Here is a 17,550-nt window from a genome sequence, read left to right as displayed (position 1 = left end):
AGAGCACGTCGGCATGCGGAACCCGCTGGCAGCATCGGGTGAGTGAGTCCAGAGATAGCGGCCCTCATAGGGGCCGGCATAGGCGCGGTGGGCGCAGTGATTGGGGCAGTGGTCGGCTACCGAACTGGCCGTTACCAGGCAAAGGCCACGGTTGACGCAGTGTTGCTCCAACTCGATGGCCAACGGCGCGAGACCGAAAGGCTCCGGCGCCAGGAGATCTACCTCAACCATCTCTCTGCGGCCGAGGAGATGACCTTAGCGATCAACAAGTTCCTCGCCCAGTTGAGTCTCGGCGATCGCGCGCTTCACGAGGACCTTGTGGCAGCCAGCGACCACATGCAGGCTTGCGTTGACGACCTAACCCGAACCCGTTCGCAAATGCGCCTGGTTGGTCCACCTGCACTCGTGGAGACCGCAGAGAACATCAGGGAGATGGCGGCGGCGATCGTCAACGATGCTCGTGCTATGCGAATGAATGTACTGACTGATCAAGGTGAAGCCATGGCCATAAACGCAAGGCGCGCGGTGCAGCAACTCGCCGACGCGGTCGATACCTGGGCAGCGGAAGCAGAGGGGCAGCTCACCCGCTCCGTATGAGTCTCCGAACCTGCCGCAGGCATTGGCCGGCGCACCGGCGAGGCCCTTCGGGCATACGTCTCCGGAAAGATGGTTACACGACGTGTTGCTGCTGGTCAAGCTGCCTCGGGTACTCGGGCGCGGGCCCGGATGAGCTGCTGGACGTCGGGCCAGGCGTAGTAGGGCTGGCGGGGGCTGCCGCCGGCGTGGTGGAGGTGGCCGCGCCGCACCAGCTGGCGGACGGCGGGGAGTCCGATGCCGAGCTGGGCGGCGACCTGGTGGGCGGTGAGGTACCCGGGCGGGACGAACAGGGGCTCCATGAGGCCAGCGTCTTTCTGTGGGGCGCGGCAGATCAACAGGCAGAGGCTGTGGTGACTTTGGCGATCCGATCGGCGCGCCACGTGATGATCTGCAACGTTCCGCGCTGGTTCCAGCCCGTGCCGGTGGTAATTCGAAGACGCGGGTCTCTGGCAAGCCAGCTGTCCAAGAGAGATCGCTGGCCAGCGTTGAGAGTGGGGATGGCTCCACTGTAGGGCGCTTCGACCTCGCTGGTCAGCACGGCTGGCCTGCCGGCCCTAAGCCACTTGTGCCGCGCGAACCTCCACGGATCATCCCTCACGTGTCGCAGGCAGTGGAATTGACATCCTTCGAGGTCAACACACCCGTCATCCTCGTGTTGAAGCCAATGTGGGCAACAGCCCCGTTCGGAGCTGGCATGACGGAGCCCATGGCGCTCGGCCCACTCGACGACTAGGTTCTGCGCGGAGATGACGTCGGATTCGATCTCCGTGAACAAGGCTGACGGCCAGTTGACTCGACTCCCGCTGGTGCCGAAGATCGCGGCTGCTCGGGTGGAGAAGTCACTCAACTTTGGGTTCCCTTCGAGGCGTTCGTCACGGCGACCGCTCGGTCAACGACCGAGCGTGACGCTTTGTTCCGCCGGCGCGTGCCCCGCGTGGGCTTCTTCGGGGTTGTGGTGGGCGGCGAGGGTGCCCCAGGTGGCGGGGGGCCAGTGGGTTCCGCACCAGGGGCAGCGGGCGGTGGTGGCGCCCTGGGTGACGTGGACGACGGCGCCGCACGGGGTGCCGTCGGCGGTGGGGGTGAGGCAGTGGCCGAGGCGCCGCTGGCGGGGTGTGGGGTCCACGATGCTGATGGCCGCGTGCTCCAGGTCGCGGATCTCGCGGGCGAAGTCGCCGGCGGTCGGCCAGCTGCTCGCGATCCAGGGGAGGTTGACGGCCAGGCCGTTGGCGGCGGCGGTGACGCGGTCGGTGATGGTGCCGGTGATGCGGGGCGGCTCCCACTCCAGGTCGGCGTGCAGGGCCGCGCGCCAGTCTTCCAGGACGCCGACGATGCCTCCGGGGCCCCGGAGGTTGAGCACGGTCTCGTCGACCGGCAGCGGGGCCTCGGCCGGCCGTGTGCTGCCCGCACCGGCGGGGCGCGGTGCGGGGGCGAGGAAGGCGCCCAGCACGGTGTGGAGCGCGGGGAGCCGGGCGAGGCGTTCGGCGGTGGCGCGGGTGCAGCCGGCGCACAGGTGGTGCTCGGCGCGGTCGCCGGCCAGGTCGCGTTCACAGAGTCCGCACTGGGCCATCGGTCAGTCCTCCTCGGGTGGTTGCGGATCGGGGCGGGTGCGGGTGGCCCGGCGGCTGGTCCGGGTCACCGAGGGTTACGGTGTGGGGGTGGTGGCGTGGCGGGTCACCAGATCGCTCCCGTCGGCGAGTGGCCGTCCTTGAGGTCGATTGGCTGGTAGGGCACCCAGGGCCAGTTGTCGCCCTGCCGGACGAACTGGGGCCATTCGCGTTCGTCGCGCATGCCGCGCCAGGGGATGACCCGGCGGCCTCGGCATCCTGGTTCGTTGGTCGCGCTCTTCTCGTCCTCGACCGGGCGTAGGCCGAAGCCGAATTCGGGCCAGCGCATCCACAGCGAGCTGCCGAGGGGGCGCAGGGAGCGGGGGCCGATCGCGCTGCCGTGTGGGGAGTGGGCCTCCATCAGCACGGCGCAGTTCGCCGTGGCGCGCGCCTCGTCGATGACCACGCTGACCTTGCGGGCCAGCTCTTCGTCGTTGGGGTTGCCGGCGTGCAGCCGGTAGACGGGGCCGATGATCAGCACGTCGGGCATGAGGCGTTCGACGCGGCGCATCACCCAGGCGCGGTCTTGCGGGCGGGTCAGGTCCACGCCGGCCGGGCGGCACTCGATGCTGAACTGGCCGCGCTTGAGGCCGCGGCGCTCTCGCTCGGCCGAGTTCAGGAGCGGCCGGTACTTGCGGCGGGACGCCGGCTCGCCGTTCTCGCAGTCGAGGACCAGCACCTTCAGTGGCTCGGTGCGCTGGCGGGGGTTGAACGGGTGCAGTCCGGCGGCCGTGCACACGGCGATCTGACGTAGCAGGGTGGACTTCCCGCCGCCTTCGCTGGCGGTGAGGATCAGGCGGTCCCCGCGCTCCAGCAGTCCCGGGATCAGCCAGTCGTAGGTGTCCTCATGCTGGACGAAGTCGAGGAGGTCTTCGGTGGGCAGGTCGTCGGTGGCTTGGCCGCGGTCTCGGAGTTCGCGGGCCATGCCGACGGCGCGTTCGACGAGGGTGTAGGTGTCGTCGTCGGTGGCGTACCCCATGGTGGCAACGGTGGTGCCGAGCTTGATCAACTCGCGGCGCAGGTAGCGGTCTTCAACGATCTCGGCGTAGTACTCGCCGTTGGCTGCCGTGGGCACCACCTGAACGAGCTGATGGATATAGCCGGCGCCGCCGATCTTCGCCAACTGGCCGGCGTCGGCCAGGTGCTTGGTGACGGTGATGGGGTCGATCGGCTCGGAACGGGCGTGCATCCGGCCAATGCAGTTGAAGATCACCGTGTGGCGGTTCTCGTAGAACGCGCTGGGGTTGAGGATGTCCAGGATCTCGCGGCACGCCGGCGGGCTGATCAGGCAGGCGCCGATGACGCTCTGCTCGGCGACGGGATCGTGGGGCTGGGCGCGACCCAACTCGGGTGGCCCGTCGAGCGGCCCGTCAAGGGCCGGGTCCCAGGTGATTTCGGTCGTCATCAGAAAATCCCTCGGTCTTCTGGGCTGCTGTAAGGGGCGCCTACGGCCCGCGAGTGCGGCGTGGGCCGATAGACGGGGGTGCCCTCGGGCGGGGCGGGGGGGAGCTCGCGCCAGCCCTGGAGGAAGTACTTGGCGGACGTCACCGGCGTGCGGGCGTTGGCGGCGGCGCGGTGGGCGTGTTCGACCATCGCCTTGACCCCGCACGCCTTGATGAGCGCGATGATCGGGAACCACTCGTTGCCACGGAACGGCCAGCGGACGTCCAGGCCGCTGGCGCTCATCGCGTGGACGAGGGGCAGCACCTGATCCGGGTAGCGGTCGTTGTCGACCGCCCCGGCGCTCTCTCGTAGCTCTCTGGGAGTAGTTGGGTAAGGGGGGTCAACCTTTGACCCGCTACGGTCCGCTTGAGGGTCAACCTTTGACCCTCTAGCCGCAGAGCCCTGATCTCGTAGCGGGTCAACCTCTGACCCCCTACGGGGGGCTTGAGGGTCAAGTTCTGACCCTCTACGCCCTTCGCCCTGCCCTCGTAGGGGGTCAACTTCTGACCCGCTACGGTGCTGGGGCATCCGCAGGTAACCCGCCGCCTTGGGCAGTCGGTAGAGCGCCGCGCGGCGTCCGACGGCGGGCTCCTTCTCTTCCAGTTCGCCCGCCTCGATTGCCTCATGGACGGCCGCCCGAACCGTGTTGCGCGACGCGTTGAGCGCCTTCATGAAGGCGCCTTGGCTGAGCCGCTCCTCGCACGCCTGGGTGCGTACCTGGTCGGCCACGTACAGCAGCGCGAGGCGCGCGTTCCCCTTCGATTGGGCGTGCTTCCACACCCAATCCATGGCGTCGAGGCTCACGGCGACCGCCTCTCGCCGTCCGGCCATGCGGCTGGGGTGCTGGGGGTGTTCACGAACGGGTTCTCGCTATCTGGGGTGCCGACTGGGGTGTTCGTGATGCGCGGGCCGCCGAGGGGTACTCGGGAAGTGAGTAGCCGAGGGGTACTCGGGAAGTGAGTACCCCTCGGCGGCGGCGCGCGGTGGGTCACCCGGTGCGGGGCACGGGGGGTGCGTGTTCGCGGGTGGCGGCGATGACGCCGGCCAGGAGCCAGCTGCCGCCGGGGGTGCCGCCGGCCATCCGGAGGTTGATGCGGCTGGCGACGGGGGCGAGGTGGCCGGCGATGGCCGGTTCCAGCCCGGGCCCGAGGTAGTCGGGCAGCCGCACGTCGACGGCCGCGCCGGGCGGGATGTGGCGGGCCTGGTGGCGCAGTTGCTCGCGCCAGTCGCCGGGGCCGGTGAGGTCGATCTCCACCGTGAGGGTCACCTGGGGCCCGGTCATGGCCTGCCCCCTTCCGGGGCGTCGCCCAGCGCGGGGCCGCGCCGGGCCTTGCGCAGGGCTTCCTCTTCGGTCAGGTCGGTGTGGAACAGGTCGCCGAACGCGTCGCCATAGGTCTGCCGCAGGACGATCCCGAAGTGGTCGCTGGTGTTGTCCATGAACTCGGCGCCCCAGGGGCTGACCAGCAGCAGAGCGGGGAGCCGGTGGTCGGCCACGAGCCAGTCACCGCCGAGGGACCAGCGGCGTCCGCCGGCGTCGGGGCGGGCCTCGGGGTCGTCCAGGATGAGGGCCAGGCCGAGGTCGACCAGGCCGCGCAGCAGGTCGTGCCCGAGCTGGCCGTCGCCGCGCTCCTCGTCCGTGCGGCGCTGCTCGCGCACGGCCCAGGCGTGGTCGCTGTCGGCCCAGGTGTGGGCGCGGGGCAGGGGCCAGCCGAGGGCTTCGGCGATCTCGGACAGCAGCAGGTAGTCGGTGTCGTCGTGGCGGTAGTGGACGGGGGCTTCGCCGAATCCGGCGAGGTCGCGGACCTTGCCGCTGGTCGGGGTCAGCGGGGTGTTCTTCGCGAAGCGCGCGATCCGGCGGGCGACGGTGATGGTCTGCTGGACAGGTCCTTCGTCCAGCAGGTGGTCGGCCTGTCGGGCGACGACGAGGCCGGCGAAGCCCAAGTAGTCGGTGACGTCGCTCATCGGGCGTTCGCCTCCCAGTCGGCGCGGGCGGCGATCAGGTCGGTGTGGACCTGGTCCAAGCGGTCGCACTGGGCGCGCACCGTGGCGATGACGTCGGCCAGCTGCTCGGGGGTCAGGTTCTCCATCCACTCGTCGCTATCGCCGAGCACTTCCACGTCGACGGTGGGCTGCTGCTGGGCGGCCTCGCGGTAGGGGTGGACGTTCATGACGGCTCGCAGCATCGGCAGGCCCAGGGGTCCGGCCGGCTGGTCTCCGTCGGCGGCGTGGAACACGGGGACACCGGCCGAGCCGTCGTAGTAGCGGTACATGCCCAGGTCGGACAGGACGGCGCCGATGCGCTCGGCGGTCACGTCCCGGCTGGGGTCGTTCTTCGCCCAGGCGGGGCGGTAACCGGTGATCGAGGTACCGCCGTCAACGGTGAGGGTCCAGGTGTGGGCCTCGGTCTCGGCGGGGGTGTCGGCGCGGCGGCTGGCGTCCAGCTGCGCGGCCAGCGCGGTGACCTGGTTGGCGAACGCGTGCAGCTCGCTGGCCCGCTCGCGCATCTGGTCGCCGGTCAGCTCCAGGTGGTCACCGCCGATCAGGACACCGCGCACGTCGCCGGCGCCGTCGGCGTCGAACAGGTAGCTCTCCACGAAGTGGGTGATGAAGCCGCCGACCGGGTCCGCGACCCCGTTCAGCACCTCGCGGGCGCTGGTGTGGCGGTCGTGGTCGCCGGTGGCGGTGCACCACGGGTAGGTGGTGCAGGGGGTCGCGGGGCGGCCGGCCTGGGGGGTGGGCTCGGTCGCGGGCGCGTGGGTGGTGTCGATGCTCATCGGGCGACCTCCGACCAGACGGTGTCGAACAGGGGGCGGTGCTGCTCGGTGTAGGCGGCGACCTCGCGCAGGGCGCCGGAGACGAAGCGCTCCGTCCTGCCGGGGTCGGTGCCGTACCGCTGGCGGAAGGCGCGCTTGAGGCGCTTCCCGAAGGTGGTGGACAGGGAGCGCAGGGCCTCACCCGTGACGCCCTTGTCCTCCAGGTACTCGCCGACGGTCAGGGGCCGCCGGCCGGGGTCGACCTCGGGCTCCTCACCGAGGGCACGGGCGGCAACATGGCGGGCCTTGGCGTCGAGCCACGCCGGGTCAACGATGCCGTCGAGGACGCGCAGCACCTCGGCCTGGGCCTTGGCGCGGCCGATGATGGTGTCGAGCTGGTCTGCGGTGGCGCGCGGGTTGATCGCCCCGCCCTGCGTCCAGTACGCCTCGATGGCGTCGGCGGTCTCGTTCTGGAAGGCGACCAGAGTGGGGCGGACGTTCTCGGCCACGTTGTTCTCGTTGATGGTGGCCAGCAGCATCAGGAACGTGCGGACGGGGGTGACCTTCATGTCGTAGGTCTTGCCGTCGGCTCCAGTTGTGGGCCGCTCGCCCACAACTGCCCAGGTGCGGGTCTTCAGCTTCCGCAGCTGCGTCCGGTAGTCCAGCCCCAGGGCCTCAATGGCGGGCTTCAGGACAATGTGCGGCTGCCCGTCAACGAGGACGGAGTGCAGTGCGCCGGCGGACAGGTTGATGACGGTGACCGCGTCCGGCTGGGTGGCGCCGGTCGGGGTGGTGCGCGGTGGGGTCGCGCCATGCGTCGGGTACGGCGTCACCGTTGACGCCCGGTGGGTATGGTTGGTCACGAGGACGTTCTCTTTCCGGCGGCGGCGCGAACGGGCTCGGCGGGGCGGCAACCCCGACGACGCCCCGGCGCCGCCGTCTTGCTTGGTTAGGACTGGGTACGGACTGGGTCGTTCTCGACAGACGGCGTCGGGGCGGCAACCCCGGCGCCGTCGCGGTTGGTGGGCAGGTGGAGCCAGGCGAGGACATCGGCGGTGCGCACGACGTGTCGGCGCCCCACGGGGAATGCCTTGACGGGCAGCCGGCCCTCGGCGAGGAACTTGTACGTCCCGGACTGCGACAGCCCGAGGACGTCACGGCCGAACGTGGGCCAGACCGGCATGAGCGGCGGCTGGTCGTACAGCTCGCCGATGGTGAGCGGCGCACTCGGAGCGTTCATGCGGGCCTCGCTTCGGTGGTGGCCGAACGCTCGCGCAGCGAGGCGATCAGCCCGGCATACGCCAGAGCCCCGCTCCCGCGCGGACGGCGCTTCCCCTTCTCCCACCGCCAAACGGTGGATTGGTCGACCCCGCAGGCGTGGGCGACCTCGCCAATCGAGAGCTGAGCTGCCACCCGCAAGCGCTGCGCTTCCCCACTGCGGACAGCGGCGCGCACTTCCATGAGCCGCAAGGCGTGTGCTTGAGCCATGCCCACACCCTAGCCATACCCTTGCCATTCGGCAATCTGGCGCCCCATGTGGCTAGCCATTCTCTTCAAGTTCGCCTTGCCAAGTCCTTGCCAGAGTGGGCACCATGAGGACATGGATGCTTCTCTCGCTCCCCCACCGGGCTGGCGGTACGCCGCGTACCCATGGTTCGCTCTCGACACCGTCCCCGAGTTGCCCGAACTCATCCCAATGGGCCCCGTTCTACTGCCAGAGTTCTTTCACCTGGTGATCGGAACCGAGGACAGTTGGTACACGCACCGCAGCTCCCCCACCGAAAACCCAAGCGGCGGCGAGTGCACGCTGTTCTTGAACTTTCAGATCTTCGAGGGAGAGATCATGATGTCCGAGGCCCGCGCCGCCTACGACGACATCCCCCGCGTACTGGAGAGAGTGCGTAAGGTCATTCGCCCCGACAAGTGGAGGCGTTTGGGTATCCACTGTATGACCCAATATCTTCTTAGGTTTATGGAAGAGGGCGGCCGGCCATCAGACGACCCCATGATCCACGGCTGGCCAGCAGATTCGGGGAAGACCGCCGAGGCCTACGGTTGGTATCGACCGAAGTCTGCTGTTGACTGGCTTGAACGCCTGCAAGAACATGCATCCGACGCATATGCGCAGGCCAGGGATGCCCCAAGCCCCCGACGCCGGCGTAACCGAATCACTGATGACTTCCTCAGGGGGGTGGCCCAGACGTACCGAATGGCCGAGAATATGGGTGCACCGCCTACTCGGGAAGTGGCTAACCATTTCAAGGCGCCTCACTCGACGGCAGCAAAGTGGGTCTCCGCCGCTCGCCGAAAGAAATATCTACCCCCAGTAGCAGGTAGCAGCAGTGCACAACGCCTGACGGAGAAAGAGATGAAACGCATCAGCCGCAAGCCGGAGAAGACCGAGGATGAACGGTGAAGGGTTCGACATACCGCCGCTGTTACTGCCGCGGCGAGGATGGCAGGCCGCTGGGCAAGGGGTGCCCGAAGCTGAGTAGCAAGCGGCACGGTGTGTGGTGCGTGCGCCAGGAGCTGCCGCCGCGTGAGGACGGTACGCGACGGGCGTTCAACCGCGCCGGGTACGCCTCGGCGAAGGAGGCCCAGGCCGATCTCGACAAGGTGCGCGACCTGCTGGCACTGCCGGAGAGCGACGACACCGAGGCGCAAACCCGCCTCGGTGACCTCCTCGAAGAGGTGAGCAAGGACAAACGGGCGTCGCTCCCCGAGATCAACGACGTGCGGCGTCAGTTGAACCTCGGCCTGGTCCTCTCCTCGAAGCTGACGGTCGGCGAGTGGCTGGACCAGTGGCTGGAGTCGAAGAAGAAGATCAAGGACAAGACGACGCGGGGCTACGAGAGCATCATCCGCGTGCACCTGAAGCCGCTCATCGGGCACGTCCGGCTGGGCCGGCTCGCGGTGCCGCACCTGGACGACATGTTCGAGGCGATCGACGCGCGGAACGAGCGGATCTCGGCGGCCAACGAGCGGCGGCAGGCCCAGGCCGAGCGGTGTCGGTGGTCCCTGCCCGAGGTGCCGCCGGCATCGAAGGTCCCGGCGGCCGTGGCGGAGCGGGCCCGTCTGCGGGCCGAGCGGGCCATGCTCGCCGGGATGCCGCCGTTCATGAAGCTGACCGGGCCGGCGACGAAGCAGCGGATACGGGCGTGCCTGCGGACCGCGTTGAACGCGGCGATCGCCCGGCAGCGTGAGACGGGGCTTACGTTCAACGCGGCCGAGTACGTGGAGTTGAGCGGGGGGCAGCGCCCGAAGGGTCTGCTGTGGACCGAGGAGCGCATCGCCCGGTGGAGGGAGACCGGCGAGGTCCCGTCGCCGGTAATGGTGTGGACGCCCACCCAGCTCGGCCAGTTCCTCGACGCGGCCGAGGAGAGCCGCTACTACATCGGGTACCGGTTGCAGGGCTACCACGCGCTGCGGCGCGGTGAGGCGGCCGGCGCCCGGCGGATCGACCTGGACGCCCGCACGCGCATCCTGTGGATTGCGGTGGAACGCACGCTGAACGGGTGGACGCCGACCGAGTCCGACCCCAAGACGGAAGGATCAGCCGCGCCGGTCCTGCTGGATGCGGAGACGGTGCGGCTGATCCTGGAAGACGAGGAGCGGCAGCGCGCCGGAGGCCGCGCGCTCCTGAAGGCGCAGCAGGAGCGCCGCGCCAGCGGGCAGGAGCCGGAGGATTCACCGCCGGCCTGGGTCGACAGCGGCTACATCCTGACCGAGCCCGACGGCAGCCCGGTCCACCCGGAGAAGCTGTCGGACGAGTTCGAGAGGATCGTGGAAGAAGAGGGTCTGCCTCCGATCACTCTCCGCGCCCTCCGGCACGTCGGCGCCGGACTGGTGAAGGCGGCCGGCGGGGACATCGACGACGCCAAGGTGAAGCTCAGGCACTCCACGATCAAGCTCACCAGCGATACGTACATGGTGATGTTCCAGGAGCTGGAAGACGCCCTCGCCGAGGGCGTGGTGTCGGTGGTGCCCCGGGCACGGAAGGCTGTAGACGAACCGGCGCCCGAGGGGGCGTAACGGTGCTCTGCGGACCGCCGCTCACGCATCGCTCACGCACGGCGCATAAAACGGGACGAAGCGACACTCCAGTGTTCGGGCGCCTTCAGACGCTCCGACACTGGTCAGACCGGGTAGGCGGCGAGAGCCGCCTGTCGGATTCGAACCGACGACCTGCTGTTTACAAGACAGCTGCTCTGGCCAACTGAGCTAAGGCGGCGGGTGCCCATGGGCGCTTGGCTGCCGTACAGGCCGCACCAGCCTACACGGCCAGGTGAGGGGCATCGGCCGGTGGGAGGGGCGAGGATTTTTTTGCCGGTAGGTACTGACTTTTATATTGCTTTCGAGTTAGGTTCACCCTGCGTCCATATACATGGCCGTAACACCTTCCTACTCGGATCGTCCGGCACGTTCCTGCCGGTAGAAGGAGACAACACGACATGGCTACGGTCACGTACGACAAGGCGACCCGGGTCTACCCCGGCTCCGAGACCCCCGCCGTCGACCAGCTGGACATCCAGATCGAGGACGGCGAGTTCCTCGTCCTCGTCGGCCCCTCCGGCTGTGGTAAGTCCACCTCGCTGCGGATGCTCGCCGGCCTTGAGGACGTCAACGGGGGCTCGATCCACATCGGTGACCGTGATGTCACCCATCTGCCGCCGAAGGACCGGGACATCGCGATGGTGTTCCAGAACTACGCGCTGTACCCGCACATGACCGTCGCGCAGAACATGGGCTTCGCGCTCAAGATCGCCGGCGTCAACAAGACGGACATCAGGACCAAGGTCGAAGAGGCCGCCAAGATCCTCGACCTCACCGAGTACCTGGACCGCAAGCCGAAGGCGCTCTCCGGTGGTCAGCGGCAGCGTGTCGCGATGGGTCGTGCCATCGTCCGTGAGCCGCAGGTCTTCCTGATGGACGAGCCGCTGTCCAACCTGGACGCCAAGCTCCGGGTCCAGACCCGTACCCAGATCGCCGGTCTCCAGCGCCGCCTCGGCGTCACCACCGTCTATGTCACCCACGACCAGGTCGAGGCCATGACCATGGGCGACCGGGTGGCGGTGCTCAAGGACGGTCTGCTGCAGCAGATCGACAGCCCGCGCAACATGTACGACAAGCCCGCCAACCTCTTTGTCGCCGGCTTCATCGGCTCCCCGGCCATGAACCTGGTCGAGGTGCCGATCACCGACGGCGGCGTGAAGTTCGGCAACAGCGTGGTCCCGGTCGAGCGCGCCGCGCTCACCGAGGCGCAGAACAAGGGCGACAGCAAGGTCGTCGTCGGCTGCCGTCCCGAGCACTTCGCCGTGGTCAGGGAGGACGGCTCCAGCAACGCGCTGGCCAAGGCCGACGAGAACGCCACCGCCGGCCTCGCGGTGACGGTGAACGTCGTCGAGGAGACGGGCGCCGACGCGTATGTCTACGGCACCGCCGAGTTCGGTGGCGAGGTCAAGGACCTGGTCATCCGCGTGGACAGCCGCGACGTCCCGGAGAAGGGCAGCAAGCTGAACGTCGAGCCCAAGCCCGGCGAGACCCATGTCTTCGCCGCCGGCAGCGGTGAGCGTCTCAGCGACTGATCGCACCGCGTCGGCCACGCCGGCCGACCGTTGAGAGGGGCCGTGCCCCCGCCGGAACGGCGGGAGCACGGTCCCTCTCGTCGTGTGCCGCGCGGCCGGCCGTCAACACGCGCGTCAACCTCGTGGGGAGAACGCCCAGGGGGCCGTCACTCGGGAGAGTGGCGGAGTGTCACCGAGTCGCCACGGCTCGCTACGATTCGGCAGTGCCAACGCCGAGGGCCGCCAAGGACCTTTCCCGCAGCCCGGTTTGGCCCGTCGCTGCCCCATCGTTTCGCGTCACCGTTTCGCGAGGAAGCGGAGGAAGACACCGTGAACCAGGCACTCCGCCACATCGGCCGAAGTCTCGCCATCGCCCTGCCCGCCGTGCTGGTGCTCTCCGGCACCCTGGCCGTCACCCGTGTGCCCTGGGCCTCCGCGCCCTCCGAGGTGCAGATGCTGACGGCCGCCGCCGAGCAGGAACAGCAGGCCCCGCACGAGCTGTTGCGGGACCAACTGCACACCACCCTCCGCCAGGAGGATCCGTCCGTCGCCCTCACCGCCCTCCAGACCGCGGTGGACGAGGACCCCTCGCTGGCCCCGCACTGCGCCGATATCGCGCGCTCGCTCGGCGACGCCGCCGTCGACAAGTACGGCAGCGCGCAGCGTGCCCAGCGCTATGCCCGCCCGGTCTGTGACACCTCCTTCGCAGCCGGCGTCGCGGGGAACAACTGACCCCACATAGGCTGCGGCCATGAGCGACGCCGCGACCGACGACACCAACCGTCCGACGCAGGCCGTGGTCCTGGCCGGTGGCCAGGGCTCCCGGCTGCGGCCCTATACGGACGACCGCCCCAAGCCGATGGTGGAGATCCCGGGCACCGGCGAGCCGATCATCGGCCACCAGCTGCGCTGGCTCGCCGCCGAGGGCGTCACCGATGTCGTGATCTCCTGCGGGCATCTCGCCGAGGTGCTGCAGGAGTGGCTGGACGCGACGGAGTTGCCGTTGGCCGTCACCACCGTCGTGGAGGCGGAGCCGTTGGGCCGTGGCGGCGGCCTCAAGTACGCGGCGAAGGCGCTGCCGCGTCCCGACGAGCCCTGGTTCGCCACCAACGGCGATATCTGGACCAGGTTCTCGCTGCGCGAGATGGCCGAGTTCCACGCCGAGCGCGACGCGCTGGCCACGTTGGCGCTGGCCAGGCCCCGGATCCCCTGGGGCGCGGTGGAGACCGACGAGTTCGGCCATGTGCTGGACTTCATCGAGGCCCCGCCCTCGCCCTATCTGATCAACGCGGGCGTCTATGTCTTCGCCGCCGAGTTCACCGCCCTGCTGCCCGACCGTGGCGACCACGAGCGCCACACCTTCCCCCGGCTGGCGCGCAACCGCCGGCTGGCCGGCTTCCCGCTCTCCCAGGGCGCCTACTGGCGGGCCATCGACACCGCCAAGGACCTGACCGAGGCGGCCAAGGAGCTCGCCCGCGGCTGATCACGGCGGCGTGCCCGTGCCGCAGACAGCGCGCCCGATGGCTGGGATCGTGGAACCCCACACAGGGGAGGGGCGACGTGATCCGCGCAGAGGGCAGCAACGGCACACTGAGCTTCGACGGGCACACCGTCACCATCGAACGGTCCGGGTTCCGCGCCAAGTGGCTGGTCGGCGGTGGGGACAAGAGCATCCCGATCGACATGGTCGCGGCGGTGGAGTGGAAGGACGCCGGCTTTGTCGTCGGCTACATCAAGCTCAGCATCGGTGGCGGATCGGAGCGCCGCAGGAAGTCGGGGAAGGCCATGGACCCGGCGTACGACGAGAACACGGTGACCTTCAAACGGGGGATGCAGCCCGCCTTCGAGGCGATCCGCGATGTGATGCGGCAGGCCGTCGAGGCGCGGGTGGCGTCCCCGCCCACGCCCCCGCTGCTGCCCCCGCCCGCCGTCGCGGAGCCGGCTGCCCCCGGCGGGGTGCCGTCGATCGCCGACGAGTTGGCGAAGCTGGCGGGGCTGCGTGACCAGGGGGTCATCACCCAGCAGGAGTTCGACCAGGCCAAGGCCCGGCTGCTGGGCGGCTGACCGGCTTCGATGGGCGGGCGGGGGCTCAGCCGCGGGCGATGCGTGCGAACTGGTCTTCGAGTTGGGGACGGGGCAGGTCGAGGGCGAGCAGCAGGAGCAGCAGCAGCCGCGCCTTGGGGCCGCTGAGGTCGCCCGCGGTGAGCAGCCCCCGGGAACGGAGGTCGATCTCGGCGCCGGGGAATCCGTAGCTGTGCGCCAGTACGGCGCCGGCGCCGGTGCGGGAGGCCAGCACGACGGGGATCAGGGACGCCGCCCGGGTGACGGCTTCGAGGGCGCCGGACGGCAGATGACCGCCGCCGAGCGCCTCGATGACCAGACCGGCGTAGCCGGCCCCGGTCGCCGCCGCGATCAGCCGTCCGTCGTCGCCGAGGGTCCCGGTGAGCAGGGCGACGGGGGGCGGGTCCATCGTCTCCGGCTCGCCGGTCAGCGGGTTGGGCAGCCGGTGGGCGCGGCGCGGGGCGGAGGTCAGCCGCACCTCGGACTCGCTGATCCAGCCGAGCGGCCCCGACCCGGGCGACCGGAAGGCGGCCGGGCTGGTGGTGTGGGCCTTGGTGACCTGACGGGCGGCGTGCAGCTCGTCGTTCATGGCGACGACGACGCCCAGTTCGGCGACGGCGGGCTCGGCCGCCGCGCGGATCGCCGTGATCAGGTTGGCCGGTCCGTCCGCGCCCGGCTGCGCCGCGTTCCGCATCGCGCCGGTGACCACGACCGGGACGGGCGCGGTGCGGAGCAGATCGAGGACGAAGGCGGTCTCCTCCATGGTGTCGGTGCCCTGGGTGACGACGACCCTGGCGCTGCCGGCGGCGGCGTGCGCGTCGACGGCCCTGGCCAGCGCGCAGATATCGGGCACGGTCAGCTCGGAGGACGGCAGCTGCCGGAAGGCGTGGGTGGTGAGGGTGGCGATGGACTCGATGCCGGGCGCGGCGGCGATGAGGTCGGCGCCGGTCAGTTCGGGGACGGCGCCTGGCGGGCCGCCGCCCGGCCGGCTGGCGATGGTGCCGCCCAGGGTGATCACGGCGATCTGCGGGCGGGGGCGTGCCGGTGGTGTGGTGTACCGCGCCATCGCTTCGCTCCTTTCGACGACGAGGGGGCGGCTGTTCTCTGCCCCGGGCCCGGGGGGCTTATCGCGCCGGGGTGGGCAGCAGGTCGGAGCCGCCCCCGGTGGTCTCGGCCGGCGGCGTTCGGCCGAGTCCGGCGGCGACCCGTCGGGCCGTCTCGAAGAGCCGGCCGCCGCGTCGGTCGTCCGCGTGGGCGGGGCGGACCCCGGGGCGGCGGCCCGTCGGGCCGGTTGACCGGGCCGAGCAAGACGGAAAGAATCACTCAGGTATCAACAGGAGCGAACAAGGGATCTCCGATGCACGATGGGCCCTACCTGAACTTCCGGTCGGCGGGCACCGCGCTGATCCTGGACCGCACGGGAGGCGGGCTGCCCCGCGTCCTGCACTGGGGCGCCGACCTGGGCGAACTGTCCCAGGACAGCATGCGGGAACTGGCCCTGGCCCAGGTGCCGCAGATCGCGTCCAACAACGTCGACCTGGCCGTTCCGCTCGCGCTGCTCCCCGAGCACTCCGCCGGCTGGCAGGGCACCCCCGGGCTCACCGGACACCGCGCCGGCGCCGACTTCTCCACCGCCTTCACCGTGACCGCCACCGAGATCGGCGAACGTTCCCTCTCGCTCACCGCCGAGGACGTCGTCGCCGCGCTCGAACTGCGCCTGGAGATCGAACTCACCCCCAGCGGACTGGTCCGCCAGCGCGCCACCCTGACCAGCCGGGCCGACGGGTCCACCGCCCCGTTCAGCCTCGGCGCCCTGCTGCTGGCGCTGCCGGTACCCGAGCGGGCCACCGAGATCCTCGATATGACCGGCCGCCATCTGCGCGAACGCACCCCGCAGCGGCACGAGTTCACCATCGGCACCCATCTGCGGGACAACCGCAAGGGCCGCACCGGCACCGATGCGGTCACCGTCCATATCGCCGGCGAGGCCGACTTCGGCTTCCGCTCCGGCGAGGTATGGGGCCTCCATGTCGCCTGGAGCGGCAACCAGCGCTCGCTGGCCGAGCGCACCCACACCGCCGTCTCGCTGCTCGCCGGCGGCGAACTGCCGCTGGCCGGCGAGATCGACCTGGGCCCCGACGAGTCCTACACCACCCCCTGGATCTACGGCAGTTACGGTCGGGGCCTGGACGAACTGTCCGCCAGGTTCCACGACTTCCTGCGGGCCCGCCCGCACCACCCCACCGGCCCGCGCCCGGTCACCCTCAACGTGTGGGAGGCCGTCTACTTCGACCACCGCCTGCCCAAGCTCAAGGAACTCGCCGACGCCGCCGCCGAGATCGGCGCCGAACGGTTCGTCCTCGACGACGGCTGGTTCCGAGGCCGCCGCGACGACCACGCCGGGCTCGGCGACTGGTACGTGGACGAGGAGGTCTGGCCCGAAGGGCTGCACCCGCTCGCCGACTACGTCCGCGGCCTCGGCCTGGAGTTCGGCCTCTGGGTCGAGCCCGAGATGGTCAACCAGAACTCCGACCTCGCCCGCGCCCACCCCGAGTGGATCATGGCGACCGGCGACCGGCTGCCCCCCGAATCCCGCCACCAGCAGGTGCTCGACCTCGGCCACCCCGCGGCCTACGCCCATATCCTGGAACGCCTCGACGCCATCGTCGGCGAGTACGCGCTGACCTACCTCAAATGGGACCACAACCGCGATCTCGTCGAGGCCGGTCACAGCCCCACGGGACAGGCCGGCGTGCACCGACAGACGCGCGCCGTCTACCGCCTGCTGGACGAACTCCGCGCCCGGCACCCGCGACTTGAGATCGAGTCCTGCTCGTCCGGCGGCGGCCGCGTCGACCTCGGCGTGCTGGAGCGCACCGACCGGGTCTGGACCAGCGACTGCATCGACGCCCTGGAGCGGCAGCGCATCCAGCGCTGGACCGGACTGCTGCTGCCGCCCGAGCTGATGGGCTCCCATGTCGGCGCGCCCCAGGCACACACCACCGGACGCACCCATGGCCTGGAGTTCCGCGCCGGCACCGCGCTCTTCGGCCACTTCGGCATCGAATGGGACCTCACCGACGCCTCGCCCGAGGACCGGGCGGCGCTCGCCGAGTGGATCAGCCGCTACAAGGAGCTGCGCCCGCTGCTGCACTCCGGGCGGGTCGTCCGCGAGGACCACTCGGATCCGGCCCTCTGGGTGCACGGCGTGGTCGCCGGGGACGGCTCCCGCGCGGTGTTCACCCTGGCGCAGCTCGCCACCAGCGTGCAGGCGCCGACCGGCCTGGTGCGGCTGCCGGGGCTCGACCCTGACGCCCGTTACCGGGTCACCCCGTTCGCCCCGGCCGACCGTCCCGTCGGGCCCGCGATGAACGCGCTCAGCTGGTGGGACACGGGCGTCACCCTCCCCGGCCGGGTGCTCGGCACGGTCGGGGTGCGCCCCCCGATCCAGCACCCGGAGCGACTGCTGCTGCTCGACGTGATCCGCGTCGACGGCTGAGCGGCGCGTCGCGGTCTCCCCTGGTGCCG

The 17,550-nt window shown here is 70.2% G+C and carries 19 protein-coding genes and 1 tRNA gene; 8 read left to right on the top strand and 12 right to left on the bottom strand.

Annotation, left to right across the window (positions count from 1 at the left end; genetic code table 11):
- Window positions 1-42: 42 nt before the first annotated feature.
- Complete coding sequence (locus AOM46_RS09265; RefSeq protein WP_158920323.1) at window positions 43-597, top strand: hypothetical protein; 555 nt, start codon at window positions 43-45, stop codon at window positions 595-597.
- 95 nt (window positions 598-692) lie between these two features.
- On the opposite strand, the gene AOM46_RS09260 is transcribed toward AOM46_RS09265, so the two are convergent.
- The 10 genes from AOM46_RS09260 to AOM46_RS36020 form a co-directional block, all read right to left on the bottom strand.
- The gene (locus AOM46_RS09260; RefSeq protein ID WP_062207945.1) at window positions 693-896 is read right to left on the bottom strand and encodes a helix-turn-helix domain-containing protein; all 204 of its coding nucleotides are present in this window, start codon (window positions 894-896) and stop codon (window positions 693-695) included.
- Window positions 897-1,486: 590 nt separating this feature from the next.
- Window positions 1,487-2,164, bottom strand: coding sequence for a hypothetical protein (locus tag AOM46_RS09255; protein ID WP_062207942.1), 678 nt, complete (start codon window positions 2,162-2,164; stop codon window positions 1,487-1,489).
- A 104-nt stretch (window positions 2,165-2,268) separates the two neighbouring features.
- Window positions 2,269-3,606, bottom strand: a complete 1,338-nt coding sequence (locus tag AOM46_RS09250; protein ID WP_062207939.1) for an AAA family ATPase — start codon at window positions 3,604-3,606, stop codon at window positions 2,269-2,271.
- Window positions 3,606-3,887 (bottom strand): hypothetical protein, encoded by a 282-nt coding sequence (locus AOM46_RS09245; RefSeq protein ID WP_158920321.1) that lies wholly within the window; start codon window positions 3,885-3,887, stop codon window positions 3,606-3,608. The genes AOM46_RS09250 and AOM46_RS09245 overlap by 1 nt, the downstream gene beginning before the upstream one ends.
- 745 nt (window positions 3,888-4,632) lie before the next feature.
- Window positions 4,633-4,926, bottom strand: coding sequence for a hypothetical protein (locus AOM46_RS09240; protein ID WP_062207933.1), 294 nt, complete (start codon window positions 4,924-4,926; stop codon window positions 4,633-4,635).
- Entirely contained in the window at window positions 4,923-5,606 is a 684-nt protein-coding gene (locus AOM46_RS09235; protein WP_062207929.1) for a hypothetical protein, read from the bottom strand. Before AOM46_RS09235 ends, AOM46_RS09240 begins: the two co-directional genes overlap by 4 nt.
- Window positions 5,603-6,418: a hypothetical protein gene (locus AOM46_RS35820; RefSeq protein ID WP_062207926.1), complete on the bottom strand. Its 816-nt coding sequence runs from the start codon at window positions 6,416-6,418 to the stop codon at window positions 5,603-5,605. The genes AOM46_RS09235 and AOM46_RS35820 overlap by 4 nt, the downstream gene beginning before the upstream one ends.
- A complete protein-coding gene (locus AOM46_RS09225; RefSeq protein WP_062207923.1) occupies window positions 6,415-7,260 on the bottom strand; it encodes a phage antirepressor N-terminal domain-containing protein in 846 nt (281 codons plus the stop codon). Before AOM46_RS09225 ends, AOM46_RS35820 begins: the two co-directional genes overlap by 4 nt.
- An 86-nt stretch (window positions 7,261-7,346) precedes the next feature.
- Window positions 7,347-7,637, bottom strand: a complete 291-nt coding sequence (locus tag AOM46_RS33885) for a helix-turn-helix domain-containing protein (RefSeq protein WP_062207918.1) — start codon at window positions 7,635-7,637, stop codon at window positions 7,347-7,349.
- Window positions 7,634-7,858 (bottom strand): helix-turn-helix domain-containing protein, encoded by a 225-nt coding sequence (locus AOM46_RS36020; RefSeq protein ID WP_370592673.1) that lies wholly within the window; start codon window positions 7,856-7,858, stop codon window positions 7,634-7,636. Before AOM46_RS36020 ends, AOM46_RS33885 begins: the two co-directional genes overlap by 4 nt.
- A 217-nt stretch (window positions 7,859-8,075) precedes the next feature.
- Here AOM46_RS36020 and AOM46_RS33880 point away from each other — a divergent pair, with 217 nt between their 5' ends.
- A complete protein-coding gene (locus tag AOM46_RS33880) occupies window positions 8,076-8,813 on the top strand; it encodes a hypothetical protein (RefSeq protein WP_158920317.1) in 738 nt (245 codons plus the stop codon).
- Between the two features lie 200 nt (window positions 8,814-9,013).
- The gene (locus tag AOM46_RS09215; RefSeq protein WP_370592666.1) at window positions 9,014-10,429 is read left to right on the top strand and encodes a site-specific integrase; all 1,416 of its coding nucleotides are present in this window, start codon (window positions 9,014-9,016) and stop codon (window positions 10,427-10,429) included.
- Window positions 10,430-10,554: 125 nt separating this feature from the next.
- Here AOM46_RS09215 and AOM46_RS09210 read toward each other — a convergent pair.
- Window positions 10,555-10,628, bottom strand: a tRNA-Thr gene (locus AOM46_RS09210).
- A gap of 220 nt (window positions 10,629-10,848) precedes the next feature.
- Here AOM46_RS09210 and AOM46_RS09205 point away from each other — a divergent pair.
- From AOM46_RS09205 to AOM46_RS09190, 4 genes are all read left to right on the top strand, one after another.
- On the top strand, window positions 10,849-11,982 hold the full coding sequence (locus AOM46_RS09205; RefSeq protein ID WP_062207914.1) for an ABC transporter ATP-binding protein: 1,134 nt from the start codon (window positions 10,849-10,851) through the stop codon (window positions 11,980-11,982).
- A gap of 309 nt (window positions 11,983-12,291) precedes the next feature.
- Window positions 12,292-12,693 (top strand): hypothetical protein, encoded by a 402-nt coding sequence (locus tag AOM46_RS09200; protein ID WP_062207910.1) that lies wholly within the window; start codon window positions 12,292-12,294, stop codon window positions 12,691-12,693.
- Between the two features lie 19 nt (window positions 12,694-12,712).
- A complete protein-coding gene (locus AOM46_RS09195) occupies window positions 12,713-13,444 on the top strand; it encodes a nucleotidyltransferase family protein (protein WP_062207907.1) in 732 nt (243 codons plus the stop codon).
- A gap of 77 nt (window positions 13,445-13,521) precedes the next feature.
- Window positions 13,522-14,025, top strand: coding sequence for a DUF4429 domain-containing protein (locus AOM46_RS09190; protein WP_062207904.1), 504 nt, complete (start codon window positions 13,522-13,524; stop codon window positions 14,023-14,025).
- Between the two features lie 25 nt (window positions 14,026-14,050).
- Here the strand turns inward: AOM46_RS09190 and AOM46_RS09185 are convergent, their stop codons facing one another.
- Window positions 14,051-15,088, bottom strand: coding sequence for an asparaginase (locus AOM46_RS09185; protein WP_062207901.1), 1,038 nt, complete (start codon window positions 15,086-15,088; stop codon window positions 14,051-14,053).
- 291 nt (window positions 15,089-15,379) lie between these two features.
- On the opposite strand from AOM46_RS09185, the gene AOM46_RS09180 reads away from it, so the two are divergent.
- Window positions 15,380-17,521: an alpha-galactosidase gene (locus AOM46_RS09180; RefSeq protein ID WP_062207898.1), complete on the top strand. Its 2,142-nt coding sequence runs from the start codon at window positions 15,380-15,382 to the stop codon at window positions 17,519-17,521.
- Window positions 17,522-17,550 lie beyond the last annotated feature (29 nt).

Source organism: Streptomyces sp. NBRC 109706, from assembly GCF_000974485.1.
GTDB lineage: Bacteria > Actinomycetota > Actinomycetes > Streptomycetales > Streptomycetaceae > Streptomyces.
The sequence above is the reverse complement of the archived record's forward strand: the minus strand, read 5'-3'. Positions and strand labels throughout refer to the sequence as shown.

What these genes read in the sequence shown, in the direction of transcription:
- AOM46_RS09260 (WP_062207945.1), bottom strand. Translation starts at nt 896, where the DNA reads ATGGAGCCCCTGTTCGTCCCGCCCGGGTACCTCACCGCCCACCAGGTC.
- AOM46_RS09255 (WP_062207942.1), bottom strand. Translation starts at nt 2,164, where the DNA reads ATGGCCCAGTGCGGACTCTGTGAACGCGACCTGGCCGGCGACCGCGCC.
- AOM46_RS09250 (WP_062207939.1), bottom strand. Translation starts at nt 3,606, where the DNA reads ATGACGACCGAAATCACCTGGGACCCGGCCCTTGACGGGCCGCTCGAC.
- AOM46_RS09245 (WP_158920321.1), bottom strand. Translation starts at nt 3,887, where the DNA reads ATGAGCGCCAGCGGCCTGGACGTCCGCTGGCCGTTCCGTGGCAACGAG.
- AOM46_RS09240 (WP_062207933.1), bottom strand. Translation starts at nt 4,926, where the DNA reads ATGACCGGGCCCCAGGTGACCCTCACGGTGGAGATCGACCTCACCGGC.
- AOM46_RS09235 (WP_062207929.1), bottom strand. Translation starts at nt 5,606, where the DNA reads ATGAGCGACGTCACCGACTACTTGGGCTTCGCCGGCCTCGTCGTCGCC.
- AOM46_RS35820 (WP_062207926.1), bottom strand. Translation starts at nt 6,418, where the DNA reads ATGAGCATCGACACCACCCACGCGCCCGCGACCGAGCCCACCCCCCAG.
- AOM46_RS33885 (WP_062207918.1), bottom strand. Translation starts at nt 7,637, where the DNA reads ATGAACGCTCCGAGTGCGCCGCTCACCATCGGCGAGCTGTACGACCAG.
- AOM46_RS36020 (WP_370592673.1), bottom strand. Translation starts at nt 7,858, where the DNA reads ATGGAAGTGCGCGCCGCTGTCCGCAGTGGGGAAGCGCAGCGCTTGCGG.
- AOM46_RS09205 (WP_062207914.1), top strand. Translation starts at nt 10,849, where the DNA reads ATGGCTACGGTCACGTACGACAAGGCGACCCGGGTCTACCCCGGCTCC.
- AOM46_RS09195 (WP_062207907.1), top strand. Translation starts at nt 12,713, where the DNA reads ATGAGCGACGCCGCGACCGACGACACCAACCGTCCGACGCAGGCCGTG.
- AOM46_RS09185 (WP_062207901.1), bottom strand. Translation starts at nt 15,088, where the DNA reads ATGGCGCGGTACACCACACCACCGGCACGCCCCCGCCCGCAGATCGCC.
- AOM46_RS09180 (WP_062207898.1), top strand. Translation starts at nt 15,380, where the DNA reads ATGCACGATGGGCCCTACCTGAACTTCCGGTCGGCGGGCACCGCGCTG.